Annotated in this window: 30 protein-coding genes and 1 tRNA gene; 9 read left to right on the plus strand and 22 right to left on the minus strand. The window is 68.1% G+C overall.

The annotated features are described in order from the left end of the window. Positions 1-44: 44 nt before the first annotated feature. The 3 genes from rplT to infC all read right to left on the minus strand — a co-directional run bounded on the left by rplT (position 45) and on the right by infC (position 1,382). Positions 45-431, minus strand: coding sequence for a 50S ribosomal protein L20 (gene rplT, locus OPU70_RS04630; protein WP_029262486.1), 387 nt, complete (start codon positions 429-431; stop codon positions 45-47). A gap of 32 nt (positions 432-463) precedes the next feature. After that, positions 464-658 (minus strand): 50S ribosomal protein L35, encoded by a 195-nt coding sequence (gene rpmI / locus OPU70_RS04635; RefSeq protein ID WP_036278714.1) that lies wholly within the window; start codon positions 656-658, stop codon positions 464-466. A gap of 73 nt (positions 659-731) precedes the next feature. Next, positions 732-1,382 (minus strand): translation initiation factor IF-3, encoded by a 651-nt coding sequence (gene infC / locus OPU70_RS04640; RefSeq protein ID WP_079113185.1) that lies wholly within the window; start codon positions 1,380-1,382, stop codon positions 732-734. A gap of 232 nt (positions 1,383-1,614) precedes the next feature. On the opposite strand from infC, the gene OPU70_RS04645 reads away from it, so the two are divergent. Then, positions 1,615-2,013: a DUF1844 domain-containing protein gene (locus tag OPU70_RS04645; RefSeq protein ID WP_042536542.1), complete on the plus strand. Its 399-nt coding sequence runs from the start codon at positions 1,615-1,617 to the stop codon at positions 2,011-2,013. Between the two features lie 149 nt (positions 2,014-2,162). Here OPU70_RS04645 and OPU70_RS04650 read toward each other — a convergent pair whose 3' ends face one another. The 3 genes from OPU70_RS04650 to priA are packed head-to-tail and all read right to left on the minus strand — an operon-like array spanning position 2,163 to position 4,510. Further along, positions 2,163-2,921, minus strand: coding sequence for a DUF3626 domain-containing protein (locus OPU70_RS04650; protein ID WP_042536540.1), 759 nt, complete (start codon positions 2,919-2,921; stop codon positions 2,163-2,165). Positions 2,922-2,955: 34 nt separating this feature from the next. Next, positions 2,956-3,780: an SseB family protein gene (locus OPU70_RS04655; RefSeq protein WP_042536539.1), complete on the minus strand. Its 825-nt coding sequence runs from the start codon at positions 3,778-3,780 to the stop codon at positions 2,956-2,958. Then, positions 3,764-4,510, minus strand: coding sequence for a bifunctional 1-(5-phosphoribosyl)-5-((5-phosphoribosylamino)methylideneamino)imidazole-4-carboxamide isomerase/phosphoribosylanthranilate isomerase PriA (gene priA, locus OPU70_RS04660; RefSeq protein WP_079114015.1), 747 nt, complete (start codon positions 4,508-4,510; stop codon positions 3,764-3,766). Before priA ends, OPU70_RS04655 begins: the two co-directional genes overlap by 17 nt. A 610-nt stretch (positions 4,511-5,120) precedes the next feature. Between priA and OPU70_RS04665 the strand changes: the two genes are divergently transcribed. After that, positions 5,121-6,179: a MinD/ParA family ATP-binding protein gene (locus tag OPU70_RS04665; protein ID WP_052492799.1), complete on the plus strand. Its 1,059-nt coding sequence runs from the start codon at positions 5,121-5,123 to the stop codon at positions 6,177-6,179. Between the two features lie 72 nt (positions 6,180-6,251). Here the strand turns inward: OPU70_RS04665 and hisH are convergent, their stop codons facing one another. The 4 genes from hisH to OPU70_RS04685 all read right to left on the minus strand — a co-directional run bounded on the left by hisH (position 6,252) and on the right by OPU70_RS04685 (position 9,052). Continuing rightward, positions 6,252-6,893, minus strand: a complete 642-nt coding sequence (gene hisH, locus OPU70_RS04670; protein WP_042536537.1) for an imidazole glycerol phosphate synthase subunit HisH — start codon at positions 6,891-6,893, stop codon at positions 6,252-6,254. Beyond that, entirely contained in the window at positions 6,890-7,507 is a 618-nt protein-coding gene (gene hisB / locus OPU70_RS04675; protein ID WP_042536536.1) for an imidazoleglycerol-phosphate dehydratase HisB, read from the minus strand. The genes hisH and hisB overlap by 4 nt, the downstream gene beginning before the upstream one ends. Beyond that, entirely contained in the window at positions 7,504-8,598 is a 1,095-nt protein-coding gene (locus OPU70_RS04680) for a histidinol-phosphate transaminase (protein WP_498557244.1), read from the minus strand. The genes hisB and OPU70_RS04680 overlap by 4 nt, the downstream gene beginning before the upstream one ends. A 91-nt stretch (positions 8,599-8,689) precedes the next feature. Then, positions 8,690-9,052: a LysM peptidoglycan-binding domain-containing protein gene (locus OPU70_RS04685; protein WP_042536534.1), complete on the minus strand. Its 363-nt coding sequence runs from the start codon at positions 9,050-9,052 to the stop codon at positions 8,690-8,692. A gap of 281 nt (positions 9,053-9,333) precedes the next feature. On the opposite strand from OPU70_RS04685, the gene lexA reads away from it, so the two are divergent. Both lexA and OPU70_RS04695 read left to right on the plus strand, forming a co-directional pair. Next, the gene (gene lexA / locus OPU70_RS04690) at positions 9,334-10,020 is read left to right on the plus strand and encodes a transcriptional repressor LexA (RefSeq protein WP_042536533.1); all 687 of its coding nucleotides are present in this window, start codon (positions 9,334-9,336) and stop codon (positions 10,018-10,020) included. A gap of 109 nt (positions 10,021-10,129) precedes the next feature. Then, positions 10,130-11,989: a S9 family peptidase gene (locus tag OPU70_RS04695; RefSeq protein ID WP_498557245.1), complete on the plus strand. Its 1,860-nt coding sequence runs from the start codon at positions 10,130-10,132 to the stop codon at positions 11,987-11,989. Here the strand turns inward: OPU70_RS04695 and smpB are convergent, their stop codons facing one another. From smpB to ftsE, 3 genes are all read right to left on the minus strand, one after another. Continuing rightward, entirely contained in the window at positions 11,990-12,466 is a 477-nt protein-coding gene (gene smpB, locus OPU70_RS04700; protein WP_042536531.1) for an SsrA-binding protein SmpB, read from the minus strand. 84 nt (positions 12,467-12,550) lie between these two features. Then, a complete protein-coding gene (gene ftsX, locus OPU70_RS04705; RefSeq protein ID WP_042536530.1) occupies positions 12,551-13,465 on the minus strand; it encodes a permease-like cell division protein FtsX in 915 nt (304 codons plus the stop codon). Then, positions 13,462-14,523 carry a cell division ATP-binding protein FtsE gene (gene ftsE, locus OPU70_RS04710; protein ID WP_309689931.1) on the minus strand — a complete coding sequence of 354 codons (1,062 nt, stop codon included), beginning with the start codon at positions 14,521-14,523 and terminating at the stop codon, positions 13,462-13,464. Before ftsE ends, ftsX begins: the two co-directional genes overlap by 4 nt. A 139-nt stretch (positions 14,524-14,662) precedes the next feature. Between ftsE and OPU70_RS04715 the strand changes: the two genes are divergently transcribed. Beyond that, positions 14,663-16,057: a DUF2510 domain-containing protein gene (locus OPU70_RS04715; protein ID WP_498557246.1), complete on the plus strand. Its 1,395-nt coding sequence runs from the start codon at positions 14,663-14,665 to the stop codon at positions 16,055-16,057. A 290-nt stretch (positions 16,058-16,347) separates the two neighbouring features. Here OPU70_RS04715 and prfB read toward each other — a convergent pair whose 3' ends face one another. After that, a complete protein-coding gene (gene prfB, locus OPU70_RS04720; RefSeq protein ID WP_042536528.1) occupies positions 16,348-17,457 on the minus strand; it encodes a peptide chain release factor 2 in 1,110 nt (369 codons plus the stop codon). A gap of 108 nt (positions 17,458-17,565) precedes the next feature. Between prfB and OPU70_RS04725 the strand changes: the two genes are divergently transcribed. Together OPU70_RS04725 and OPU70_RS04730 are read left to right on the plus strand one after the other, a co-directional pair. After that, positions 17,566-18,798, plus strand: coding sequence for an MFS transporter (locus OPU70_RS04725; protein WP_498557331.1), 1,233 nt, complete (start codon positions 17,566-17,568; stop codon positions 18,796-18,798). Further along, positions 18,795-19,349, plus strand: a complete 555-nt coding sequence (locus tag OPU70_RS04730) for an NUDIX hydrolase (protein ID WP_498557247.1) — start codon at positions 18,795-18,797, stop codon at positions 19,347-19,349. The genes OPU70_RS04725 and OPU70_RS04730 overlap by 4 nt, the downstream gene beginning before the upstream one ends. 109 nt (positions 19,350-19,458) lie before the next feature. Here OPU70_RS04730 and OPU70_RS04735 read toward each other — a convergent pair whose 3' ends face one another. From OPU70_RS04735 to OPU70_RS04765, 7 genes are read right to left on the minus strand one after another with little or no spacing between them, the layout of a single operon-like run. Beyond that, positions 19,459-19,869 carry a hypothetical protein gene (locus OPU70_RS04735; RefSeq protein ID WP_056373344.1) on the minus strand — a complete coding sequence of 137 codons (411 nt, stop codon included), beginning with the start codon at positions 19,867-19,869 and terminating at the stop codon, positions 19,459-19,461. Continuing rightward, positions 19,866-20,300: a TadE family protein gene (locus OPU70_RS04740; RefSeq protein ID WP_228385536.1), complete on the minus strand. Its 435-nt coding sequence runs from the start codon at positions 20,298-20,300 to the stop codon at positions 19,866-19,868. Before OPU70_RS04740 ends, OPU70_RS04735 begins: the two co-directional genes overlap by 4 nt. Further along, positions 20,290-20,700: a TadE/TadG family type IV pilus assembly protein gene (locus OPU70_RS04745; RefSeq protein ID WP_498557248.1), complete on the minus strand. Its 411-nt coding sequence runs from the start codon at positions 20,698-20,700 to the stop codon at positions 20,290-20,292. The genes OPU70_RS04740 and OPU70_RS04745 overlap by 11 nt, the downstream gene beginning before the upstream one ends. A 12-nt stretch (positions 20,701-20,712) precedes the next feature. Beyond that, positions 20,713-20,925 carry a hypothetical protein gene (locus tag OPU70_RS04750; RefSeq protein WP_498557249.1) on the minus strand — a complete coding sequence of 71 codons (213 nt, stop codon included), beginning with the start codon at positions 20,923-20,925 and terminating at the stop codon, positions 20,713-20,715. A 19-nt stretch (positions 20,926-20,944) separates the two neighbouring features. After that, positions 20,945-21,883, minus strand: a complete 939-nt coding sequence (locus OPU70_RS04755) for a type II secretion system F family protein (protein WP_498557250.1) — start codon at positions 21,881-21,883, stop codon at positions 20,945-20,947. After that, positions 21,880-22,737: a type II secretion system F family protein gene (locus OPU70_RS04760; RefSeq protein ID WP_309689947.1), complete on the minus strand. Its 858-nt coding sequence runs from the start codon at positions 22,735-22,737 to the stop codon at positions 21,880-21,882. Before OPU70_RS04760 ends, OPU70_RS04755 begins: the two co-directional genes overlap by 4 nt. After that, positions 22,734-23,933 (minus strand): TadA family conjugal transfer-associated ATPase, encoded by a 1,200-nt coding sequence (locus tag OPU70_RS04765; protein WP_498557251.1) that lies wholly within the window; start codon positions 23,931-23,933, stop codon positions 22,734-22,736. The genes OPU70_RS04760 and OPU70_RS04765 overlap by 4 nt, the downstream gene beginning before the upstream one ends. A gap of 120 nt (positions 23,934-24,053) precedes the next feature. On the opposite strand from OPU70_RS04765, the gene OPU70_RS04770 reads away from it, so the two are divergent. Together OPU70_RS04770 and OPU70_RS04775 are read left to right on the plus strand one after the other, a co-directional pair. Continuing rightward, positions 24,054-24,135: transfer RNA gene (locus tag OPU70_RS04770), tRNA-Leu, on the plus strand. 66 nt (positions 24,136-24,201) lie between these two features. Next, complete coding sequence (locus OPU70_RS04775; RefSeq protein ID WP_042536508.1) at positions 24,202-24,972, plus strand: DedA family protein; 771 nt, start codon at positions 24,202-24,204, stop codon at positions 24,970-24,972. A gap of 32 nt (positions 24,973-25,004) precedes the next feature. Here OPU70_RS04775 and ku read toward each other — a convergent pair whose 3' ends face one another. Then, positions 25,005-25,859 carry a non-homologous end joining protein Ku gene (gene ku, locus OPU70_RS04780; protein ID WP_042536507.1) on the minus strand — a complete coding sequence of 285 codons (855 nt, stop codon included), beginning with the start codon at positions 25,857-25,859 and terminating at the stop codon, positions 25,005-25,007. Between the last annotated feature and the right edge of the window lie 4 nt (positions 25,860-25,863).

The following is a 25,863-nucleotide window of genomic DNA, read 5'->3' on the forward strand; positions in this document are numbered from 1 at the left end:
GGACGCCCTCCCGAAGGAGAGCGTCCTCTGTGGTGAAGAGCTGCTTACGCAGCGGACTTCGGAGCGTTGACGTCAGAGGGCAGAGCCTTCTTCGCCGTCTCGACCAGCGTCGTGAAGGTCGCTGCGTCGTTGACCGCGAGGTCGGCGAGCATACGACGGTCGACAGTGACACCCGCAAGACCGAGGCCCTGGATGAAGCGGTTGTACGTGATGCCGTTCTGGCGTGCAGCAGCGTTGATGCGCTGGATCCAGAGACGACGGAAGTCGCCCTTGCGCTTGCGACGGTCACGGTACGAGTAGACCAGCGAGTGGATGACCTGCTCTTTGGCCTTGCGGTACAGGCGCGAACGCTGACCGCGGTAACCCTTTGCGCGCTCGAGGATGACCCGACGCTTCTTGTGGGCGTTTACCGCCCGCTTGACTCTTGCCATTTTCCTGTGTTCCTATTCGTGCGTCGGGCGCGTCAGCGGCCGAGAAGCTTCTTGGCCGTCTTGGTGTCAGCCTTCGAGAGCACCTGGTCCTGGTTCAGACGACGGGTGCGCCGGCTCGACTTGTGCTCGAGGTTGTGGCGCATACCGGCCTGCTGCTTCTTCAGCTTGCCGCTGCCGGTGATCTTGAAGCGCTTCTTAGCACCCGAGTGGGTCTTCTGCTTCGGCATCTTCTCTTCCTTCGTATGGCGCCTTCTCAGGCGACGGTGTCAACCCGCGGTGCGGGAGTCTGGGGGGCGGGAGTTACTCCGCTGCGGCCTCGGCCGGGGCATCGGTGTCGCTCTTGGCTTCGCGGGCGGCCTGCTTGTTCGCTGCGCGCTGGGCGTCGCGAACCGCGTTCTGCTCCTGCTTGGCCTCGGACTTGCTCTTGAGCGGAGCCACGATCATCACCATGTTGCGACCGTCGATGGTCGGGTTCGACTCGACGGTTCCGAGCTCGGCGACGTCCTCGGCGAACTTGCGGAGAAGACGGACACCCTGCTCGGGACGCGACTGCTCGCGGCCGCGGAACAGGATCATGGCCTTGACCTTGTCGCCGGCCTTCAGGAAGCCCTCGGCGCGCTTGAGCTTGGTCGTGTAGTCGTGCGCCTCGATCTTCAGTCGGAAGCGGACCTCCTTGAGAATGGTGTTCGCCTGGTTGCGGCGAGCTTCCTTCTCCTTCTGGGCGGCTTCGTACTTGAACTTGCCGTAGTCCATGATCTTGACCACGGGCGGCTTCGAGTTCGGTGCGACCTCGACGAGGTCGAGGTCGGCTTCCTGCGCAAGGCGCAGCGCCGCCTCGATGCGGACGACGCCGATCTGCTCACCCGCGGGGCCGACGAGGCGGACCTCGGGGACGCGGATGCGCTCATTGGTGCGGGGATCGCTGATGCGTAACTCCTTAGACGATGGGATTCAGCCACCAGGACGCAGTCAGCATCCCGGGCGAAATCAGAATCGTCCCCCACCCACCGGCAGTCAGACGCCGGCTATGCACCCTGCCTGCCGGATCAGTCTCACGACGCGATCCGGTGGAGTGCAAGACCCGGTAGCCTGGAACGGCAAGCGCGGGTGGGAAGTGAATCCTCTTTCGTACCGGAGCATGACGCTCCGGAGCCCGACACAGTCTAACAGAAGGCAAGGCGAAGTGACGAACCAGGCATCGGACGAGGCTGCACGCGAGCGCGAAGAGCGCTGGGCACGGCAGGAGGAGGCGGCATCTTCCGCCACCCGGGACATCGCAGACGTTCCGGCGGTGGAGGTCATCACCACCGCAGCCGTGCATCTCATGAGCGCGGCAGCCGTCAAGCTCGGCCTCGCCGACGACCCGCACGCGGCAGAGCAGCTCGATCTCGACGAAGCTCGCAAGCTCATCAACTCTCTGGCCGGTCTCATCACCGCCGGCGCGCCGGAGATCAGCGACATGCACGCACGCTCCCTGCGTGACGGGCTGCGCTCACTGCAGCTCGCGTTCCGCGAGGCATCGACGATCCCCGACCCGATCGGCAAGGGTCCGGGCGAGAAGTGGACCGGGCCGGTCAACTAGTCACCGCGTGTGGCGGGCTCCTGGATCCCGTGGGACGCAGATGACCTGAGCGTCAGAATGCTGCGGTCCGGGTTCCAGGAGCATCGCGGGCTCCGTCGCAGGGTTCCCAGATGGTCCGGTCGGCGGCGCGCACCACGACGACACACGAATCAGTGGGGCGCATGCGATGGACTGCGTCCGAAACGTGCCAGCAGATGCCAGACCCGCTTCAGCGCCTGCGGCTCATGGATGCCGGAGCGCGCTGCCGCTCCGACCACGTCGGGCGTCAGTTCGTCCGACAGACTCCTCGCCAGGTCGACGTACTCGGCTCCGCGATACCTCGGATCGAGGGCGGCCGTGTCAGCCCTGAAACCGGGATGGAAGTCGACCGCTGCGAGCCGAGCGGCGGCGGCATGTGCGTCGGAGTCGCGAAAGCAGGGGTCGAGGACGATCTCCTCGACATCCACCGCGAAGTCGACTCCCCCGTGAACGTGCGCCTCGACGTAGCGGTCCAGCGGGTCGAGGTCACCCGATCGCATCTGCTCGACCAGAGCGTCGACGCCATGGAGGTCGACGACGCCGTCGGGCTCGAAGACCGAGTCCGGGTAGCAGAACGTGGCACGCGCAGCCGCCTCGGGGCGGAGCCGGACGAACGACGACCCGAATCGTGGGGATGCTCCGTGCGCGTCGCCGAGGTCGAGCGCGCCGTACACGGGTCTCGCGTGGGGCGCGCCGGCGTCGTATCTCCCGTCGAACAGACGGCTCTCCCAACGCCACCGATCGCCTTGCCGATGCGCAGTGAGCCCGCCGTTCGACGTCCCCGTCTCGAACTGTGAACGATACCGGCCGTCCCTCGCCATCGCATCCATGACCGTGCCGTCTCGAAAGGGCCAATCCGGATGGAAGTGCAGGAGGACGGCGACGGGCATGCAGCAACCCTAGCGATGGGGTGCGCTGCTCCGGTCAGGCCGAACGACGGAGCTTGACGGTCAGCGAGTCGGCGAGCACGGCGATGCGGTCGTCCGCCGCCCAGCGTTGTGCGAGGCGGGCGAGCACGGCGTCGAGCACTTCGCGTTCGAGGCCGTCGACCAGCTCGAGGATGACAATGAGCTCTGGCCCGCGCAGGCGCGCATCCGGGTCGCCGGCGGCGACTGCGACATCGATCACCGCGAGTTCGTGCGCGACGCTCGCCTGGAGGGCGCCGAACACCTCGGGAGACAGGAAGCTCGGCTCCCAGCCGTGCCCCTGCGCGATCGCCCACACTGCCGGGCGACGGATGACGAACTCGGTGTCGGAGGTCGGATCGAGCACGATGAGGTCGGTGTCGTCCGCGGACGCCGCGAGTGCGGCGCGCGTCGCGTCGACCGGAATCGGTCGCGCCGTGGCGTCCCAGCGCTGCATCGCCTCGACCGAGGAGAACACCGGCTGCACCCGGCGACCGTCCGGCGCAGCCACCGTCACGATGGAGAGCTCCTGCGTCTTGTCGACCGCGAGACCGCTGGGGGCGACGCCCTCTTCGCCCTTCTCGGCGACCAGAGGTATCAGCACCCGTGCCGTGCGGAACGCGTCGACGACCTCGCTCTGAGCGCCCTCACCTGCACGGAATCGCAGGAGGGCGTCGAGAAGCGCCGGGTCCGCGGAGCCGTCATCCCCCGCATGCGGATTCGACTCGAAGCTGCGCCCCTCCCAGGGCACACCTGCGGAGTCTCCCTGCTTCGGCGAGGCATGATCCTGTGAGCCGTGGCCCTGTGAGCCGGGGCTGCAGGCGTCGTCAGTCCCCTGCGACATCCAGAGCCTCAGCCAACGTGAAGGCGCCGGCGTAGAGCGCCTTGCCGACGATCGCACCTTCGACACCCAGCGGCACCAGCTCGCGAAGCGCGGCGATGTCGTCGAGGCTCGAGATGCCCCCGGAGGCCACGACAGGCTTCGGCGTGCGGGCGGTGACCTCGCGGAGCAGCTCGAGGTTCGGGCCCTTGAGCGTTCCGTCCTTCGTGACGTCGGTCACGACGTAGCGGCTGCAACCGGCATCCTCGAGGCGCTCGAGCACCTCCCAGAGGTCGCCGCCTTCCTTCGTCCAGCCGCGTGCGGCCAGCGTCGTGCCGCGGACGTCGAGTCCCACGGCGATCGCCTCGCCGAAGCGGCCGATCACGTCGGCAGCCCACTCCGGGTTCTCGAGCGCGGCCGTGCCGAGGTTGATCCGTGTCGCGCCGCTCTCGAGAGCCGCTTCGAGCGTCGCATCGTCACGGATGCCGCCGGACAGCTCGACGTTGACGTTCTTGAACTGCTTGATGACCTTGCGGAGGATCGGGGCGTTGCTGCCGCGACCGAAGGCGGCATCGAGGTCGACGAGGTGGATCCACTGCGCGCCCTGCGCGACCCACTCCCCCGCGGCGTCGAGCGGGTCGCCGTAACTGGTCTCGGTGCCGGCTTCACCCTGGGTGAGACGGACTGCCTTGCCGCCGGCGACATCGACGGCGGGGAGCAGAGTGAGAGAGGGAGACTGCGCGAAGTCGTTCATGACGTCCTCAGGTGAGATGGAGAGCCGATTCACCGGCACGAGAATCGACACTAGCCCGCGCATCCGCCCGCTCCAAAACGATGACGGCTGAGAACATCGTGTGCCACGCGGTAGCCTCGATGACGCCCCTGTTCGGTCGGTGAGGAGATGTTGCATGGTGCGCGATGCGGAACCGCGAGGAGGCGGACCCCTGCGGCGCGGGAATGCGCCGCCTCCCGAGACTCCGGATGACGGCGCGCAGCGGCCGGTCGCACCGGAAGGGAATCCCGACCATGCACGCCAGCGACCGCTGAACGGCGACGCGCCGTCGAGCCCGCCCCTGCCCGGGACGCGCGCAGCCGCGGCGGCGTGGGCGGCAGCATCTGCCGAGACTCCGCCGGCCGGCACTCCCCGAGCGGTCAGCCCCTCCGACCCGATCTCCCGACCGCCTGCAGCCCCCTCGGTTCCCGGACCGCCTCCCGCTGCGTGGGCGGGGCCGCAGAGCCCTGCCGCTCCCGGTACTGACGCCCGTTCCGCGGCGAGCCCTGCGGCGCCGATCCCTGCCCCTGCCCCTGCCCCTGCCCCTGCCCCGAACATCCCGCCGACGTCGACGCCGACCCCGGCGAATGGCGTGCCGCAGCACCAGACCCCCGGCGTCCCGCCCACCCCGCCGCTGCCGGCGCCGACCACCGCGCCCCCGCCGGCACCGAACGCCGCTGCGGCCGAGTCGGCGTCTTCGGCATCATCGCGCCGTCAGCAGCGTGAGCAGGGTGTAGGACGACGCTCGTTCCTGCAGGAGGAGCGCCGCGAGGAGCCCGCGCGACAGGGCGGGCGCGGGCTGCTCAATCGCGTCGGATTCTCCCTCGGACCCAACGCCCGCGAGCGAGCCGTGCGCGACGACGAGCACGCTGTAAGCCGTCACTGGCCGGGACCCCGCACCGTCGCGGTCGTCAACGGAAAGGGCGGGGCGGGAAAGACACCGGCCACCGTGCTGCTGTCAGCGGTCTTCGCTCAGTACGGCGGAGCCGGCGTACTGGCATGGGACAACAACCAGACCCGCGGCACGCTCGGCTGGCGCACCGAGACCGGGGCTCACGACCGCACACTGCTTGAACTGCTTCCGCAGACGCAGCGTCTGCTCGGAGCCCAGGGACAGTCTGCGGACCTCGCGCACTTCGTGCACCACCAGCCTCAGGAGAAATACGATGTCCTGCGGTCGAAGCCGATCCGACTCGCGCACGAGAACCGGCTCCGGCCCACCGACGTCGACTCCATCCACGCGATCGCGGCCAAGTTCTATCGCCTGATCATCATCGACTCGGGCAACGACGAATCCGATCCCATGTGGCTGCGGATGATCGACCTCGCCGACCAGATCGTCGTCGCGACGACGACACGCGATGACCATGCCGAAGCCGGGGCCCTGCTGCTTGAGGCGCTCGAGGACCGCGACGAGCGCTCGGCGCGGCTCGCGCGGGAATCGGTGGTCATCGTCAGCCAGGCCGATCCGAAGGCGTCACCGGCCGAGGTGACGGACGTGATCGCGGGTTACCAGCCTCTCGCGCGCGAAGTCGTCGGCATTCCCTTCGACCGCGAGATGGTCGACGGCCACCTGCGCCTTCGGGCACTCGCGGCACCGACGCAGCGATCCTGGCTCTCGGCCGCAGCCGCGGTCGCGCGCGGTTTCTGAGCAGCCCCGCGGGCGGTCACCGACGCGCAGCTGTGCGACGGGCTCTCGATCCGGGGCGCCCGGTATCGCTCGTCACGACCGGAGGCTGTCGACCCAGTTGCGGAGCAGCTGGATTCCTGCCTCTCCCGACTTCTCCGGGTGGAACTGCGTCGCCGAGAGCGGTCCGTTCTCGACGGCGGCGAGGAACGGGTCTCCGTAGGTCGACCAGGTGAGCACGGGCTGTGGGAACGGCGGGATGACATCGAGCTCCCACGACTGCGCGGCGTACGAGTGCACGAAGTAGAAGCGCTCGTTCTCGATGCCTTTGAACAGCACGGAGTCGGCGCCCGGCTCGACGGTGTTCCACCCCATGTGCGGAAGCACGGGCGCGTTGAGTTCGGTGACCGCTCCGGGCCACTCGCCGAGGCCCTCGGCATCATGCCCGCGTTCGACGCCGTGTGCGAAGAGAACCTGCATCCCGACGCAGATGCCGAGGACGGGGCGTCCGCCTGCGAGGCGACGGTCGATGATCTCGTCGCCGCCGTGCGCGTAGAGCGCGTCTCGGACGGCTTGGAACGCGCCGACGCCGGGCACCACGAGACCGTCGGCCTCGAGCGCCTCTTTGCGATCGCGCGTCAGCACGGCGTCCGCACCCGCCGCGACGAGAGCCTTCACCGCCGAGTGGACGTTGCCCGATTCGTAGTCGAAGACGGCGACCCTGGGTGCCGAGCTCACAGCGCACCCTTCGTCGACGGGATGCCGTCGACCAGGGGGTCGAGCGCTTTGGCCTGGCGGAATGCTCGAGCGAACGCCTTGAACTCGGCCTCAGCGATGTGGTGGGGGTCACGGCCACCGAGGACGCGCACGTGCACCGTCAGCCCGGCGTTGAACGTGATCGCCTCGAAGGAGTGGCGCACCAGCGACCCGGTGAAGTGGCCCCCGATGAGGTGGTGCTCGAAACCGGCGGGCTCTCCCGTGTGAACCAGGTAGGGGCGCCCCGAGATGTCGACGACGGCCTGGGCGAGCGCCTCGTCGAGCGGGACCAGCGCGTCGCCGTAGCGGGAGATCCCGGACTTGTCGCCGAGCGCCTCGCGGATCGCCTGACCGAGCACGATGGAGATGTCTTCGACGGTGTGGTGGGCGTCGATCTGCGTGTCTCCGGATGCGCGCACGGTGAGGTCGGTGAGAGAGTGCTTCGCGAACGCCGTCAGCATGTGGTCGAAGAACGGCACCGACGTGTCGATGCGGCTCGCACCGGTGCCGTCGAGGTTCAGCTCGAGCTCGACGGTGGACTCCGACGTGCTGCGCACACGCGTGGCGGTGCGGGAGATCTGGGCGGGGGTGCTCATGAAGCCGATCCTATCGAGGCGAGGGCATCGAGGAACGCGGTGGTCTCCGCCTCGGTGCCTGCGGTGACGCGGAGGTGTCCGGGGATCCCGACGTCGCGTATCAGCACTCCCCGGTCGTACAGCTGCTGCCAGATCTTCTGAGGCTCTGCCACGCCCCCGAAGAGGACGAAGTTCGACCACGACTCGTGCGGCGTGTAGCCGAGGGCCTCGAGCGTCGCCGAGATGCGATCCCGCTGCTCGACGATCTCCTCGACCATGCCCAGCATCACGTCGGAGTTGCGCAGTGCGGCCACCGCCGCCGCCTGAGTGAGAGCGCTGAGGTGGTACGGCAGACGCACGAGCCTCAGGGCGTCGATGAAGGCGGGATCGGCGGCGAGGTAGCCCACGCGAGCACCCGCGAACGCGAAGGCCTTGCTCATGGTGCGAGACACGGCGAGCCGAGGGCGTCCTTCGAGCAGGGTCAGGGCGGAGGCCGCCTCGCGCGGCGCGAACTCCTGGTAGGCCTCGTCGACGACCACGATCCCCGTCGATGCCTCGTAGACCGCTTCGACCACGTCTAGACCGAGCGGTGTGCCCGTCGGGTTGTTCGGGGAGCACAGGAGGATGACATCGGGGTCGACATCCCTGACCTGGGCTGCCGCCTCTTCGGGCGTGATCGTATAGTCGGGCTGCCTGGCGCCGGCGACCCACCGCGCCCCGGTCCCCTTCGAGATCAGCGGGTACATCGAGTAGGTCGGGCTGAAGCTGAACGCCGTACGACCCGGCCCCCCGAATGCCTGCAGGATGTGCTGAAGGACCTCATTCGACCCGTTGCCCGCCCAGATCTGATCCGCCTCGAGACCGTGGCCGAGGTACTCGGCGAACCCCTCGCGCAGCGTGGTGAACTCGCGATCCGGGTAGCGGTTGACGTCTCGGAGCGCGACCGCGATGTCATCGAGGATGTCGCTGGCCACGGCGTCCGGAACCGGATGCGTGTTCTCGTTGACGTTCAGTGCGATCGGGAGAGGCGCTTGAGGCGCTCCGTACGGCGTGAGCCCCCGGAGGTCGTCGCGAAGTGGCAGGTCGTCGAGTGATGCAGTCACCCTTCCCATGGTAGGCCGCGTTCGCCCCATGAATGCCCGTCGAGACCGAGTGTGAACGGGAACTCCCCCGCCTCGCTCCACGAATCGGGCGAAGTCGGGCTCACTCCGAATACTGCGCCGGAATCGCCAGCTCCTGACCGATCTGCAGCTCCCCGCCGCGCAGCAGGTTCAGCCGTGTGATGTCGCCGATCACGTCGCGCGGATCGGCCTCGGGCGCGATGCCCTCTGCGATCGACCAGAGAGTGTCGCCCGGCATCACGGTCACGGTCGCGAACGTCGCCGTCGCCGTCTGCTCACCCGAGGCCATCGCGCTGCCGCCGCTGATCGCCGCGAAGGCGATTCCGACGGCGAGGGGCACCGCTGCGACGGCGAGCACGACGCGTCGACCACGCGCCGTCAGCCGGAGCCGCGTCGCCGGACGAGCCGGAAGGACTGCTGCACTGCTGAAGGTGATGGTGCTCATGTCGTGCTCCTCTGCATCTACCGCGTGGGCGGTGAAGTTGGCGTAGCGTTCGCATCCACGCCTCGGCCGGGAGCCGGGGATGCGAAGCTACGTACCGAAGTTATCTTCGAATTCGAACATCTGTCAAGCGTTCTTCGAAACAGAAGTGCGAGAATCGGCCGACACGCTCGAACAGATCTTCCACATCGTCGCGTTTCTCGGATACGGTTTCGATAGGAACACCCCATCACGGGCCTCCGACATTCGAACTGAGACGCCGGATCGCACACCTGAGGAGCACCATGAGCGACAACTCCGCCCCCGAGGCCGACGCCCCGCGCACTCGTCGCCGGAAGAGCCTGAGCCCGAAGCAGATGGCGATCCTCGAGGTCATCCAGACGTCGATCAGTCACTACGGCTACCCGCCGAGCATGCGCGAAATCGGCGACGCCGTCGGACTCAAGTCGCTGTCCAGCGTGACTCATCAGCTGGGTCAGCTCGAGCTCAGCGGATATCTGCGCCGCGATCCGGGAAAGACCCGCGCGATGGAGGTGCTCATCGACCTCCCCGGCGCGAGCGGTGAGAACCCTGCCGATGTGGCGACGCCCGTCGGAGACGCCGCACTGGTTCCCCTCGTCGGGCGCATCGCCGCCGGCGTTCCGATCACCGCCGACCAGCAGGTCGAGGAGATCTTCCCGCTCCCCCGTCAGCTCGTCGGCAAGGGCGACCTGTTCATGCTCAAGGTGTCGGGCGAGTCGATGATCGACGCCGCGATCTGCGATGGCGACTGGGTCGTCGTCCGTTCGCAGAACAGCGCAGAGAACGGTGAGATCGTGGCCGCCATGCTCGACGGCGAGGCCACCGTCAAGGTACTCCGGCGACGAGACGGCCACACGTGGCTGCTGCCTCGGAACTCCGCTTTCGAGCCGATCCTCGGCGACGAGGCCGTCGTGCTCGGCAAGATCGTCGCGGTGCTCCGCTCCGTCTGACCCTCTCCGCACACGAGCCTCCGGAATCGTGCATTCTCGGAGACCTCGTCGCCTGGCCCGAAACCCACCCTGTGTGACGCCGTGAGCCGGTGCGCCATAGGCTCGAACCATGTCGTCGCCGTTCGGTACCTGGCCCTCTCCGTTCACTCCCGACCGGATCGCCGCGTCGTCTCCGAGGATCGACGGCGCCGCCTTCGTCGGCGATGACATCTGGTGGGGCGAGTCGGTGCCTGCCGAGGGCGGTCGCCTGACGGTACGAAGTTCCAGCGGCGCCGAGATCCTCCCCGCGCCCTGGAGTGCACGGTCGCGCGTGCACGAGTACGGCGGAGGGGCGTGGACGGCGGATGCCGAGGGGACACTGTTCTTCGTCGAGGCCAAGGATCAGCGTGTGCATCGGATGCCCCGCGGTGGCGCCCCGATGCCCCTGACTCCCGCGGGGCCGGCACATGGCGGCCTGCGCCTGCAGAACGGGCGACTGTTCGCGGTGCGGGAGGACCTCTCGGTCGACCCGCACCAGCGCGGCATCGTCGAGATCCCGACAGACGGGTCCGCCTCCGACGATCCGACGCTGCTGAAGGTGCTCGTGGAGGGAGAGTCGTTCTACGCGCATCCTGCGCTGTCTCCCGACGGGACTCGCGCCGCGTGGGTCGAATGGTCGGGCGAACGCATGCCGTGGCAGCACGCGTCGCTGGTGCTCTCCGACGGCACCGGCCGGACGGAGCTGCCCACGCGAGCCGCCCTCCAGCCGGAGTGGACGGACGACGGCGAGATCCTGTACTCGGATGACCCCTCCGGTCGCTGGGCGCTGCACCGACAGCGCGTCGACGGCCGCGAAGCGGTCGGTCCCGCAGAGCGGATCGCCGACACGGACGCCGACACGGGGTACGGACTCTGGGTGCTCGGCAATCGCTGGTATCGACCGCTCGCCGACGGTCGCATCGTGGCGGTGCGCACGAACGGACGCGACGAGGTGGACGTCATCGAGCGGGACGGCGGTGCCCACCGCATCCCCGTTGCCGCCGACGGCCATGTCAGCATCGACGATGTCGCAGGCACCCGAGTGCTCCTCTCCGGCAACAGCTCGACGACCGCGCCAGGTGTCTGGTGCGTCGACGTCGACTCCGGCGACATAGAGGTGGTCGCGGGAGCGACGCCGGCCGACCCGACGTGGATGCCCGCAGCATCCGAGATCCTGGTCGATGGCGCTCACGGCCCTGTCCATGCTTTCGTCTACGAGCCCGTGAACCCGTCGGCTTCAGCCGCGGACGACGAGCTCCCGCCCTACCTCGTGCTCGTGCACGGCGGCCCGACCGCCCATGCGACGGGCGCCTCGTCCGCGGCCATCGCGTTCTGGACCAGCCGCGGCATCGGCGTGCTCGACGTCAACTACGGCGGATCGACGGGATACGGGCGCGCCTACCGAGAACGACTCGACGGCGGATGGGGCGTGGTCGATGTCGACGATGTGATCGCCGCGGCGCGCGGCCTCGCCGACGCCGGGCTCGCCGACCCCGATCGCATCGCGATCCGCGGGGGCTCGGCCGGCGGCTGGACGGTGCTCTCGTCGCTGGTGCGGGGCGGCACGTTCGCCGCGGGCATCAGCCGATACGGCGTGGCCGATCTGCGGATGCTGACCGAGCACTCGCACGACTTCGAGGCGCACTACGTCGAGGGCCTGGTGGGACCGCTGCCCGAGGCCGAGGCGCTCTACGTCGATCGTTCTCCCCTGACGCACGCCGATCGGATCGGCGTGCCCGTGCTGCTCATGCAGGGAGCGGAGGACCGTGTCGTGCCGCCGTCGCAGTCCGAAGCGATCCGCGACGCTCTGGCGCAGCGAGGCGTCGAGCATGAGTACGTGCTCTACCCGGGCGAGGGCCACGGCTTCCGTGCGAGCGAGACCATCGTCGACGCACTCGAGAGGGAGCTCGGCTTTCTCGGACGCGTGTTCGGCTTCACGCCCGCGCGCTGATCACTCCCCGACGCGGTTGCGCAGGCGCATGGCGCGGTCGGCCTCGCGGGTGTCCTGACGCTCACGCAGCGTCTGACGCTTGTCGTATTCCTTCTTGCCCTTGGCGAGAGCGATCTCGACCTTGGCCCGACCGTCCGAGAAGTACAGCTTCAGCGGGATCAGCGTGTAGCCGCCGGCGGACACCGCATGCTGCAGCTTCGCGATCTCCTCGCGGTGCAGCAGCAGCTTGCGGACGCGCTTGGCGGAGTGGTTGGTCCAGTGCCCCTGCGAGTACTCCGGAATGTGCACGGAATCGAGGAAGACCTCGTTCCCCTTGACGAACGCATACCCGTCGCTGAGGTTCGCGCGTCCCTGACGCAACGACTTGACCTCGGTGCCGGTGAGCACCATCCCCGCCTCGTACGACTTCTCGATGTTGTAGTCGTGACGTGCGCGACGATTGGTCGCGATGACCTTCTCCCCGCGTTCCCTGGGCATGATTCTCTCCTGATCCGTGTCGCGCAGTGTTCCAGAGCCCGAGGCGGGCGCACGACAGCCTGTCAGTCTATACCGGCGAGCCGCTCAGGTGCGAAGCCAGCGTCGGATCGCGAAGCCCGCCGAGAGTGCGGCCAGCACGACACCGATCCCGATCAGCACGGGGACGACGACGACGGCATCCTGCATCGACACCCACGTCGTGATGAACGGCACGCGTCCTCGAAGGTAGCCGTCGACACCGAAGTGCACCCCGGCGACGACCGCCGCGCTCGCGAGGGCCGAGCCGAGGAACGCGGCGAACACGCCCTCCAGCACGAACGGCGTCTGGATGAAGCGGTTGGATGCACCCACCAGACGCATGATCCCGATCTCCTTGCGCCTGGCGTAGGCGGAGAGTCTGATGGTCGTGCCGATCAGCAGGATGGCGGCGATCAGCATCAGCGTGGCGATCCCCACCGCGATGTATGTCGCGACCGTCAACGCGGAGAAGAGCGGCTCTAGGTACTGCAACTGGTCCTGCACCTGCTCGACGCCGGCGACGCCGTTGAACGCCTCGGAGATCACCTGAGACTGGCCGGGGTCCTTCATGGTGACGAAGAAGACCTCGAACGCCTGCTCGGGGGTGATGACGCTCGCCTGGTCCTCGCCGAGCTGCTCGACGAGCTTGGCGTAGGTGTCCTCCTTGGAGTCGAAGGTGACCTCGCTGATGAGGGGGGCGAGCGCCTCGCCCTCGAGCTGGGCCCGCACGGCGTTCACCTGCTCTTCCGAGGCACCACCGTCGACACAGGTGTCCTGCTCGGAGATGTCGGAGCACATGTACACGGCGACCTGGGCCCGCTCGGTCCAGTACCCGCGCATGGTGCCGATCTGCGCCTGCATGAGGATCGCAGCGCCGACGAACGTCAGCGACACGAAGGTGACGAGAACGACGGAGATGACCATCGAGATGTTCCGTCGGAGGCCGCCGAGGGCCTCGGTGAGGATGAGTCCGATTCTCATGACGTCGGCCCCACTTCTTCGGAACCGTCATCAGACAGGCCGAGGCGATCGGCCACGCCGAGCTCGGCGACGTCGACCTGCGGCATCACGATGGGATGCGTCCGAGGCGCGACAGGGGCCTGGACGGCCACGGGCTGCTCCTCGACGACGGGCGGCTCGATCGGTGCGGCCTGCGCCTCCGGCGTCTCGGATGCGGTCGGTACGGCATCCGCGGATGCTCCCTCGGCCTTGCGCTGAGCGGTGAGCTCCTCAGCGAGCGCAGCGCGGACGAGCGAGAGGTCGGCTGTCTGGCGCTGCACCTCCTGCACCGCGGTGAGGGCGGCTGCCGCTGCCGCACCGCGCACCTCCTCGGGGACGAGGCGCGGGATGTTCGATGTGTCGCCATACCCGCCGTGCACTTCGTCTCGCACCATCTCGCCGTCGCGGAGCTCGATCACTCTGCGCTGCATCTGGTCGACGAAGCCCGCCTCGTGCGTCGCCATGAGCACGGTCGTACCGCCCGCGTTGATCCTCGCGAGAAGCTGCATGATGTCGACCGACGTCGCCGGGTCGAGGTTTCCGGTCGGCTCGTCCGCGAGCAGCACCTGGGGGCGGTTGACGAGCGCTCGAGCGATCGCGACGCGCTGCTGTTCTCCACCGGAGAGCTCGTGCGGCATTCTCTTCTGCTTGCCGTCGAGCCCGACCAGCGCGAGCGCCTCGGGGACGGCCTGCTGGATGAAACCGCGCGACGAGCCCGTCACCTGCAGTGTGAAGGCGACGTTCTGATAGACGGTCTTCGACGGAAGCAGTCGGAAGTCCTGAAACACGGATCCGATATGGCGGCGGAAGTACGGCACCTTGCGGTTCGCCAGCGAACGCAGGTCGCGTCCGAGCACGGCGACGCGGCCGGTGGTCGGCACGTCCTCTCGGAGGATCAGCCGCAGGCAGGACGACTTGCCCGACCCTGAAGCGCCCACGAGGAAGACGAACTCGCCTCGCTGCACTTCGAAGTCGACATCGGACAGAGCGGGCCGTGAGGTCCCGCGGTAGCGTTTCGTGACGTTCTCGAACCGAATCATGGCGGTTCGAGCCTAAGCGCGCCCGTTCGTCTGTTCGCGAGCGACACCCCGCGGGAGCCCCCTGCGTGTCACACCGCACTGCTATACATGGAGGTGCCGATCCACGCCATCAGGGTGGACGATACTCCGAGGGGGAACCATGACGACGCCTGCAGGCTGGTATGACGACGGATCCGGGCGCCAGCGCTGGTGGGACGGCACCCAGTGGACCGAGCACTTCGCTCCGATCGTCGACTCCACGGAGCCCGCAGCGGATGCGTCGACCGCCGTTTCGACCGATGACGAGGCGACGAACTCCGGTTCCGCCCAGAGCGCGCATGACGCCTCGTCCGCAAGCTCTCCGGAGTCCGCGGCCGACGCGGAGACCGCCGCGTCGATCGAATCCGTCGCTGCGGTCGAGACCCAGTCGTGGAATGCCCCTGCACCCTCCGACTCCGATGCCGGTGCGCAGGCGCCTGCGGACGAGGTCGCAGCTCCCGAGTCCGAGTCCTCCTGGTCCGCCTCCGAGACTTCCGTTGAAGAACCCGGCAGCGCGCAGGCTCCCGACTTCACCGCTCCGGGCGCCGCTGCGCCGGCCGACGGCACCGTGCAGCCGTATGGCGGGGGCGCGCCCTCGTACCCCGGTGCCGCTGCTCCCGCGCAGCCCCAGGAGTACCCCGTCACCGCCGGCTACCCGGGGGCCGCAGCGCCGAGCTACCCGGGCGCCGCACCATATGCGTCCGCAGGACAGCAGTACGGTGCTCCCACGGGCTACCCGCCCGCGTACGGAGCGACCGCCCCGGCAGCTCCGTCGGGGCCTTCGATCCTCGGCCTCGTCGGGCTCGGGCTCGCAGCGCTCGGCACCATCCTGTCGTGCATCCCCGTGATCTTCTGGCTCGGATGGCTCCTGCTGGGTGTGGGATTCATCGTCTCGCTGATCTCGCTGTTCCTCAAGGGCAAGAAGTGGCCGGGCATCTCCGGCCTCATCCTGTCGGTGATCGGTGCGATCATCGCGGTCGTCATGTTCTTCGTCATCGTCTTCGCGACGGTGTCCGAGGCCGTCCGCGACCTGCCGACGGCCCCGCCGTCGAGCGATTCGGACACGGGCACCGGAACAGAACAGGATCCGGGGACCGACGAAGAGGGCACGGGCGCTCCCGAGGTCGTCGAGGGCGAGATGGGCTCCCCTGTGCCGATCAACCAGATGGCCGCCACGAGCGAGGTCACGATCCACTCGGCCACGTGGGCGACGAGCGACGGCTCGAGCATTCCCTCGACCAACGGCGGTTACGTGATCCTCGACGTCACCTTCACCGGTGTCTCCGGCACGAGCTACCTGAGCGCATTCAACTTCGGCATCGAGACCGCTGAAGGCGTCGAAGGGACCTACGACTACTACGTCGACGGAATCGTGGCTGAAGAACTCGAGCCCGGCGACACGGTCGACGGCAAGATCACCTTCGACGTCGCGCAGAGCGAGTCCTACGACGTGATCTTCACCGACGAGGTCCTGCAGGAGGTCACGCGCATCACCGTCACCCCGTCAGCCGGCTAGAACACAGCGCAAGGCGAACCCGTCCGGCGGTCGCCGGCGGTTCGCGTCGCAGGTGGGCCCGTGCACGATGCTTCGGCATCCGGCACGGGCCCACTTCCGTTCCGGTCTACTTCTGCACGGGCCCATCTCGGCTCCGGTCCGCTTCGGCTCCGGCCCTCTGCTCCGGCCATGTCCGCCCGTCGCCACGCGCACTCGTCGGGGTTCGGCCTCCGACACGGACACGAACCGCGAGGGGGGACGAGAAAAGCGGGCCGCCTCGAAGAGGCCGCCCGCTGAGAGTGAGCCTTCGCTCAGTCCTCGTCTTTGCGCTTGCGCCAGCGGATGCCGGCCGAGATGAACCCGTCGAGATCGCCGTCGAACACGGCAGCCGGGTTGCCCGACTCGTGTCCGGTGCGGAGGTCCTTCACGAGCTGCTGACCGTAGAGGAAGTAGGAGCGCATCTGATCGCCCCAGCTCGCCGTGATGTTGCCGGCGAGTTCCTTCTTCTTCGCGGCCTCCTCCTCCTTCTGCAGGAGCAGGAGTCGGGTCTGGAGCACTCGCATGGCCGCGGCGCGGTTCTGGATCTGCGACTTCTCGTTCTGCATCGACACCACGATGCCGGTCGGCAGGTGGGTCAGGCGCACCGCGGAGTCGGTGGTGTTGACCGACTGCCCGCCAGGGCCCGATGAACGGAAGACGTCGACACGGATGTCGTTCTCGGGGATGTCGACCTCGGTCGCCTCCTCCATGAGAGGGATGACCTCGACAGCGGCAAACGACGTCTGACGCTTGTCGGCAGAGCCGAACGGGCTGATGCGCGCGAGGCGATGCGTTCCGGCCTCGACCGACACTGTGCCGAACGCGTAGGGCGCGTCGATCTCGAACGTGGCCGACTTGATGCCGGCGCCCTCGGCGTACGAGGTGTCGAGCACTTTGACGGGGTACTTGTGACGCTCGGCCCAGCGCAGGTACATGCGCATCAGCATCTCGGCGAAGTCGGTGGCATCGTCGCCGCCGGCACCCGAGCGGATCGTGACGATGGCGGAACGCTCGTCGTACTCGCCGTCCATCAGCGTCTGGACCTCGAGCTGGTTGATGATCTCGGTGAGCGCGGTGAGCTCGGCGCGAGCCTCGACGGCGGATTCCTCATCGCCCATCTCGTTCGCGAGCCCGACCAGCACTTCGAGGTCGTCGAGTCGACGACCGATGCCCTCGACCCTGGCGAGCGCCGACTGCCGGTGGCTCAGCGCGCTGGTCACCTTCTGGGCGCGTTCGGGGTCGTCCCAGAGGTCCGGCACGCCGGCTTCCTCGCTGAGGCGCGCGATGTCGGAGCGGAGGGTCTCGACATCGATGACCTCGCGGATGTCACCGTAGGTGAGTCGCAGGGCCTGGATGTCGGCGGAGAGATCGAGTTCGAGCATGTCGCGTCCAGCCTAACGTGCCGCCTGCGCGGGCGGGGACGGCGTTCGAACGGGAGTAGCGTGAAACGGGTGAGCAGCGCATCCACGGTCCTGAGGCGGTTCGGGCCGATGGTGTACCTCCCGACCGTCCTCTTCTCGCTCGGCGAAGGCGCGGTGATCCCGCTCATCCCGGTGATCGCGGCGCGGATGGGCGCCGACATCGCGTTCGCCGCGCTCGTGGCCTCCGCTCTCGTGGTCGGCCAGCTCTGCGGAAACCTCCCCGCCGGCTGGGCAGTGGGCCGCATCGGCGAACGCTTCACGATGGTGATCGCGGGCGTGATCGCGATCAGTGCCGGCGTGGGCATGGTCTTCGCCCCCACGCTCGCCGTGCTCGCGGCATCCGTCTTCCTCCTGGGCTTCTGCGCGGCCGCCTTCGGTCTGGCTCGTCATGCCTTCATGACGACGAGGGTGCCGATCGCCTTCCGCGCGCGGGCCCTCTCGCTGCTCGGCGGCAGCTTCCGCCTCGGGATCTTCATCGGACCGTTCGCCGCTGCGGGTCTGCTGCAGCTGTTCGGTTCGGAGATGGCAGCGATCTGGTTCTTCCTGGGCTGCCTCGTCGTGATGGTGCTGCTCGTGCTGTTCGGCCCGGATCCTGAGAAGACGATCGCGCCGACGACTGCGGTGCGCACCGCTGCGCTTGCGGATGATTCGGGCGAGCCTGTCACGGGTTCGATTCCCACGGCGGCGCGCGCGGGCATCTTCCGCACCATGTGGCAGCAGCGCAGCGTACTCGGCCGACTGGGACTCGCCGCCGCGTCGCTGTCGGCCGTGCGGTCTGCACGGCAGGTCGTGCTGCCGCTGTGGGGGTTGTCGCTCGGCCTCGACGCCTCGACGATCGCGCTGGTCGTGGGAATCTCGGGCGCGATCGACTTCGCGCTGTTCTATGCGAGCGGCCAGGTGATGGACCGTTTCGGACGACTCTGGGCGGCGATGCCGGCGATGGTGCTGATGGGAGCGGGATTCCTCGCGCTGTCCTTCACACATGATCTGGATGCGGCCGTGCTGTGGTTCGGCATGTTCGCCGCCGTGCTCGGGGTCGGCAACGGCCTCTCGAGCGGCATTCTGCTGACGCTGGGCGCCGACGTCGCCCCGAAGAGCGAGCCTGCCGCGTTCCTCGGCTCATGGCGCACGCTGACGGATGCCGGAGGAGCCGTCGCTCCCCTGCTGGTCTCGGCGATCGTCGCGATCGCGTCCCTGCCGATCGCGGCGGCGGCCATGGGCGTGATCGGTCTGGTCGGCGCGGGCGGGTTCATCCGCTGGATCCCCCGGTTCGTGCCCCGCACGAAAGAGGAGCCTTCATGACCGCTGGCCTCGGCGCCGATGTGCGTCTCCTGGTTCTGGGCGCCGCGGTGTCCTCCGAGCGCGAGCGCGCTGCCCAGGTCGACTTCGCGAGCTTCTTTCCCGACGACCACGGCCCCGTCTCCCGCGACGACGGCCCGCGCCACGCCACGGCATCGGCGCTCGTGTTCGATCCGACACTCACTCGAACCCTGCTCGTGTTCCACGCCAAGGGGCAGTTCTGGGTGCAACCTGGAGGACACCTCGAGGCGGGCGACCTCTCGATTGCGGATGCCGCGCTCCGTGAGCTGCGTGAAGAGACCGGAGTGGTCGTCTCGGGCCTCGCCGAGCCTCTCGTGTACGACCTCGACCACCACGCGCTTTCCTCGGCCTTCGGACGCTGCGCCTCGCACCTCGACATCGGGGTCGCCGTCGTCGTCTCAGATGACACGGCACTGATCGTGAGCGACGAGTCGGAGGACGTGCGCTGGTGGCCGATCGACGCGCTGCCCGTGCAGGTGCCGGATGGATTCCCACGGCGGGTGCGTCGACTGCGGGATCGTCAGATGAACTGACGACCTCGTGAAGGAGCGGTGTCGTGAAGGAACGGTGTCGTGAAGGAACGGTGTCACGATGGGCCGGTGTCGCGAAGGGCCGATGTCGCGACGGGCCGGTCCGTCCCGATCAACGCAGAGCCGTGCGGCTCGTCGCCGTCGCCTCCAGTCGCACTCCGTCCGGAACGAACAGCGACGCGAGCGGCGGACTCCACATGGTGGCGACGGTCACCCGCGAGGAGCGGCCGTCGGGGCTCGACGCCGATTCCAGAGTCACCGCCGCCGGGAGTGCTGCGAGCAGCGCCTCGACCTGATCTCTGACGCCCTGATCGGTGAGATCCGCGTGTGCAGCCTCGCCGTCGAGCGCCAGGGTGAATCCGTCCGCTCCGGCGAGCGCTGCCGCGTCGGCGATCGCATCGAGTCTCTTCTGCGAGATGTACAGGTCCGTCGCGCACACGCTCACGAAGATGAGGGCGACTGCGAGCAGCGCATAGCCGAGGGTCAGGAGCAGCACGCTTCCGTCGTCGCCCGCCTGCTTCACCCGTCCCCCCACAGACGGGACATCTTCTGCACCGCCGCCCCCTCGACATCGATCGATGCAGCCTCGTCCACTCCGAAGATCGTCGGCACGAGGGGCAGGGACACCGACGTCGCGACCGTCACGGTCACGGTCGCGCCCGCCGACGGACATGCCACCTCGATGGGTGCGCAGGTCACCGACACCTCGATGGATTCCGCATCGAGGCCGTACTGATCGGAGATGCTCGCGATCACCTGCTCGCTCCGCATGGCTGCCGTCCCGGCATCAGGCGCGAGGGCGATCGCCCGTGCCGTGTGCCGTGCGGCGGCCTCGACACCCAGCGTCTGCTCCTGGACAGCCCCCAGCGCGATGATCAGATACACGAGCGGCACGAGCAGAATGACGCCGACGGCGATGAACTCGAGGGCGGCCGAGCCGTCGTCATCCGTCATCGAACGACTCCTCCGGTGCATGCGCCTGCACCTCCAGTGCGAGCGGCACACCGAGGAGACCGATCACGGGAAGTGTGGTGCGGATGCGAACCTCGATCGTCGGCTGGGCGAGTGACATCGAACGGACGACAGTCACATCCTCGGCGTAGGTTTCGCCGACCGCGCGGGTGATGACCTCCCGTGCATGCTCGGCTCCCTGCTCTGTGCTCGTGTCCGCCAGAGCGGCGTGATAGGCCCCGTCGACCGCCGCGTCGTGCACGACGTTGCGGACGTAGACGGCGAGCGCGAGTTGCATCACGGCAAGGGTGAGCAGGGTGAGCAGCGTTCCCGCGAGCACGAACTCGACCGGGCTCGATCCGCGGTCGTCCGTGAAAGAGGGCCGTGATGATGTGACCGGCATCGAGATAGCCCCTCAGAGTCCCGACACACGCTGGATGGCCTGCTCGAACAGCGCACTGAGCGCAGGTCCGGCCACCGCCCAGATCAGCACCACGAGGCCTGCCGTCATCAGTGTCACCAGCACCCAGCCAGGCACGTCTCCGGATTCGTCGTCGAGGAGATTCTTGGCGGGAGCATGAGAGAGGCAGGTCGCGAAGCGCGCGCTGTGAGGTCGAGGAGTGTTCATGTCGTCCTTTCTTGATCGCTCAGCCGATGCCGAGACGCAGAATGAAGAGGCCCGGATAGATGGCGAAGAGAACGGAGAGCGGAAGGATCAGGAACACGAGCGGGAGGAGCATCAGGATCTCCTTGCGTCCGGCCTGTTCGATGAGGACACGCTTGGCATCCTCGCGTGCGTCGCCGGCCTGCGCGTGCAGGACGGCCGAGAGCGGGGCACCGTGCTCGAGAGCGGCGATCACCTGGTCGATGGCGCGTGAGAGCCCTGGAAGCTGCAGCCGCACGGCCATCTCGGTGAGGGCGTCGGCGAGCGGCGAACCTGTGCCCACGGCGAGAACCACACGGCGGAACTCGCCGGTGAGCTCTCCGGATCCGACGGCGGCCACCCGGCGCAGGGAGTCGAGGAACCCCTCCCCTGCCGACAGACACAGTGCGAGGAACTCGAGGGTCGTCGGCAGTTCGTCGGTCAGTCGAGCTCGACGAGACGAGACTCGCGCCGTGAGCTGCATGTCGTACCCAATTCCCCCGGCGGCTCCCAGAATGCCGGGCAGCAGCGCGATCGGCGGACTCATGCGGCCCGCGAGGGCGAGGCCGATGACGGCGATCGCACCGGTCACGACGCCTGCCAGCACCCAGCCGAGCTGACGCCCGCGGAAGGCGCCCTGTTCCAGGGGGAGCCCGGCCTGCTCGATCCTGCGACGCAGAGTTTCTCCACCGCCGAGAAGGCGCTCGAAGATCGCCCGCGATCGCAGCCACACCGTCCGGTCGCCCGCCGAGAGCACTCCGACTCGCGGGAGTGCGCCGTCAGGCAGGTCGTCATCAGAGACCACGTCTCGCACGTACGAGGCGATCCGCTGTGAGAGGGGCGATGCTGACCAGTGCGGCATGGCGGCGAGGAGGCAGAGCACGCCCGACCCGAGCGCGACGCCGCCGAGAATCGCGATCGCGACCGCGGAGACCGGGTTCACCCGAACCACCTCCCCGGCTCGGGCAGACGACCGATGTGGATCATGATGCGGTACGCGGTCACCGACACGGCAGCACCGAGGAAGATCACCAGCATCCCCTCCGCGGTGCCGTAGGCAGCAGCGCCCTCGGGGCGCAGCACCAGCAGACAGAGGATCACCCAGGGCGCCACGGCGCCGAGCACGGCCGCGCCGCGGATCCATGACTGCCGGGCCTCGACCTCGCCGCGCAGCACAGCGTCTGCGCGAACCGACGACGACAGCGCGCGCAGCACGCCGGTGAGCTCGGTTCCCCCGACCTGTCTTGCCATGCGCAGCGTCTCGATGATCCGGTCGGCGATGGGATCGGCCAGCGCGGACTTCAGTCGATCGAGGCTCGTCTCGAATCGACCGGTGGCGCGCAGATCCCTGGCGAACACGATGAAGGCGGGCCGGATCATCGACGGCGACGACTCGGCCAGGCTCGCGACGGCATCAGGCAGCGACAGTCCCACGCGGATGGAGGCGATCAGGAGATCGCAGACGTCGGGCCAGAGTTGTCGCCGCTGTTTGCGCAGCCGCATCCGCCGCGATCGTACGAACACGATCGGTGCCACCGCTGCAGCCGCGCCTGCCAACCCGGCCAGGAGGGGAATCGCCGTGAGGAGCCAGACGAGGGACGCTGCGGCGAGCGCGACCGTCGCCATCACCGACAGAAGTGTGCGCGGGCTGACGGCGGCGAGACCACCCTCTTCGAGCAACCGAGAAAGATGGCCGCGGCGTCTGACCTTCTCTTCCTCCGGACGTGGAGGCCACAGCCATGGCGACGTGCACAACAGCACGCCGGCGGCGAGCATCGCTCCGAGCAGCACCGTCATGGGGTGCCTCCGACCCTCATCAGCTCGCCGCGTCGCCATGCCGTCCCGGCAGCGACGGCGGGCCCGCCACGGGTGTAGACCTCTCTCGCGACGATCCGACCGTCGATCACCTCGCCGGTGGGCGCGATGACCTCCTCCACCCGTCGGACCCCGTCGTCGCCGCGTACGCAGTGCACGACCAGATCGACGGCTCCCGCGAGTGCAGGCACGATGAACAATCGGTCGATGTTCCGTCCGGCGAGGAGCGGCAGCAGTGTGAGCTTGTCGAGCGCCTCGGCGGCGGAGTTCGCGTGCACGGTCGCTGCTCCCGGCACACCGGTGTTCAGTGCGAGGACGAGGTCGAGCGCCTCCGCGTCTCTGACCTCACCCACCACGAGGCGATCGGGCCGCATCCTGAGCGCCTCTTTCACAAGCCTGCGCAGCGTGATCTCGCCCTTTCCCTCGAGGCTCGCCTGACGGCCCTGCAAGGAGACGACATCGGGCCCCTGCACGGCGAGCTCGAATGTCTCCTCGACGGTGATGATCCGCTGATGGTCGGAGCACGAGGCGAGCAGCGCACCGAGGAACGTGGTCTTGCCCGCATGGGTGGCCCCCGACACGACGACACTCTTGCCCGCACGCATCGCCGCGCGCAGCAGGTCGCCGAGCTCTGCGGTCAGAGCCTCGTTCTCGACCAGCGCGTCGAGGGTGCGAAAGCGCGGCAGGAACTTGCGGATGTTGACCGACCACGATCCGCGGACGACATCTGCGATCGCCACATGCAGACGGGATCCGTCGGGAAGAGACGCATCCACGAACGGCTGGCTGATGTCGACGCGGCGCCCGGTCGACTGCAGCATCCGTTCGACGAGATCGCGCAGAGCCGCGTCGGTGAGACGCAGCTCGATGCGTTCGGCGATTCCGCCGCGGGCGATGTGGATGCTCTCGGGACCGTTGAGCCAGATCTCCTCGATCTCCGGGTCGTCGAGAAAGGGCTGCAGCGCTCCGAACCCGCTCACCGAGGCGAGCACGTCGCGCACGCACGCGGTTTCGTCGTCGATCATCGCCGCGCCCCGTGCGAGCGCCAGATCGTTGAACCTGCGGACCTCCGCCAGCGCGATGGCGCGCGCCGCCGCGGGATCGGATGTCGGATCCGTGCCCTCAGAGCGGAGTCGCTGCCGCACGCGCTCGGCGACGAGGACGGGAGGGGGGATCACCCGAGCATCCTCGCAAGGATCGAGCGCCGCCCGTCGGAGTTATCCACAGTGACAGCGCTCGGGCTGCGGGCGGATCCCCAGCATCGACGGATCCCCCGATCAGTAGACTTATCTCACCGCGCGGGAGTGGTGGAATTGGCAGACACGCAGGATTTAGGTTCCTGTGCCCTAGGGCGTGTGGGTTCAAGTCCCACCTTCCGCACCGATCTGTCGTGTTCCCCGCGACAGGTGTCTGTACCGCCGCACACATCACTACGACGGGAAATCCATGCATCACGCCGCTCTCATCCCCTGGCTCGACCCCGCCACCATCATCGGATCGGCCGGGCCCTGGGCGCTTCTCGTGGTGTGCTTCATCGTCTTCGCCGAGACCGGCCTGCTGGTCGGGTTCCTGCTTCCGGGCGACACGCTGCTCGTGATCTCGGGCCTGCTGTCGCACCCGCTCGCGGGTTCGGAGCACGGAGTCTTCGGCATCAACGTGTGGATCGTCGCGCTGCTCATCGGCCTGTCGGCGTTCGTCGGCGGCGAGGTCGGCTACCTGATCGGCCACAAGGGCGGGCCCGCGGTTTTCGAACGCAAAGAATCAGGGCTCTTCAGCAAGAAGAACGTCGAGCGGACGAACGCCTTCTTCGAGCGCTTCGGCGGCATCACGGTCATCCTCGCCCGTTTCGTGCCGATCGTGCGCACCTTCGCCCCGGTCGCCGCCGGTGTGGGCCACATGCCGTGGCGCCGCTACACGCTGTACAACCTGATCGGCGCCATCCTCTGGGGCTTCGGTCTGACGATGTTCGGCTACGCCATCGGGTTCATCCCGCCGGTCGCGCACTTCGTCGAGAGCTACATCGACCTGATCCTGCTCGCCGCCGTCGGTGGCACCGCGCTGATCACCGTCTGGCACTACTTCTCGGAGCGCCACAAGGCCAAGAAGGAGGCTGCGGCCGGCGAGGGTGAGACCGACGCCGCCGAGGCCGAAGAGCTCGCGCTCGACCCCGAGGTCTTCGACCGCGCTCCCGACTTCGACGGCGACGGCAAGCACTGATCCCGAACGACTGAGAGAGGCGGGCTGAGGACTCAGCCCGCCTTCTTCTTGGTCGGGCTCTTCTTGGTGCTTTCCTTCTTGTCTGACGACTCCGAGCGCGCGGCCTTCGTGCGAGCGACGCTGGCGCGCAGCGCCTCCATCAGGTCGATGACCTCGCCGCTCTTCGAGTCGTCCTCGGCCTCGCCGAAGGTCTCCGAGACGTCGAACGTGTCGCCCGCCTCGATCTTCGCGTCGATCAGAGTGCGCAGCTCTTTCTGGTACTCGTCGACGAACGACTCGGGGTCGAAGTCGGCCGAGTAGCTGTCGACGAGTGAAGCCGAGAGCTCGAGTTCCTTCTTCGAGATCCGCACATCCTCATCCAGAGCCGGGAACGCCGCCTCGCGCACCTCATCGGCCCACAGCAGTGTCTGCAGCACCAGCACCTTGCCCCGCACGCGGAGCGCAGCGAGGCGGGTCTTCTGACGGAGCGTGAACCGCACGATCGCGGTGCGGTCGGTCTGCTCGAGCGTCCTGCGCAGCAGCACGTAGGCCTTGGGCGACTTCGAGTCGGGCTCGAGGTAATACGGCTTGTCGAGAGTGAGCAGGTCGACCTGGTCGGAGGGCACGAACTCGACGACATCGATCTCTCGGCTCTTCTCGGCCGGGAGCGCCGCGAGATCGTCCTTGGTGAGAACCACCGTCTGCCCCTCGTCGACGTAGGCGCGATCGATGTCGGCGTAGGCCACGGTCTCGCCGCACACCTCGCACGTGCGCTGATACCGGATGCGTCCGCCGTCCTTCTCGTGCACCTGATGCAGCGGCACGTCGTGGTCTTCAGTCGCGGAATACACCTTGACCGGCACGTTCACGAGGCCGAAGGTCAGCGCGCCCTTCCAGATCGTTCTCATGCCC

The sequence above is a fragment of the Microbacterium sp. SWDP-B6 genome, assembly GCF_059803615.1.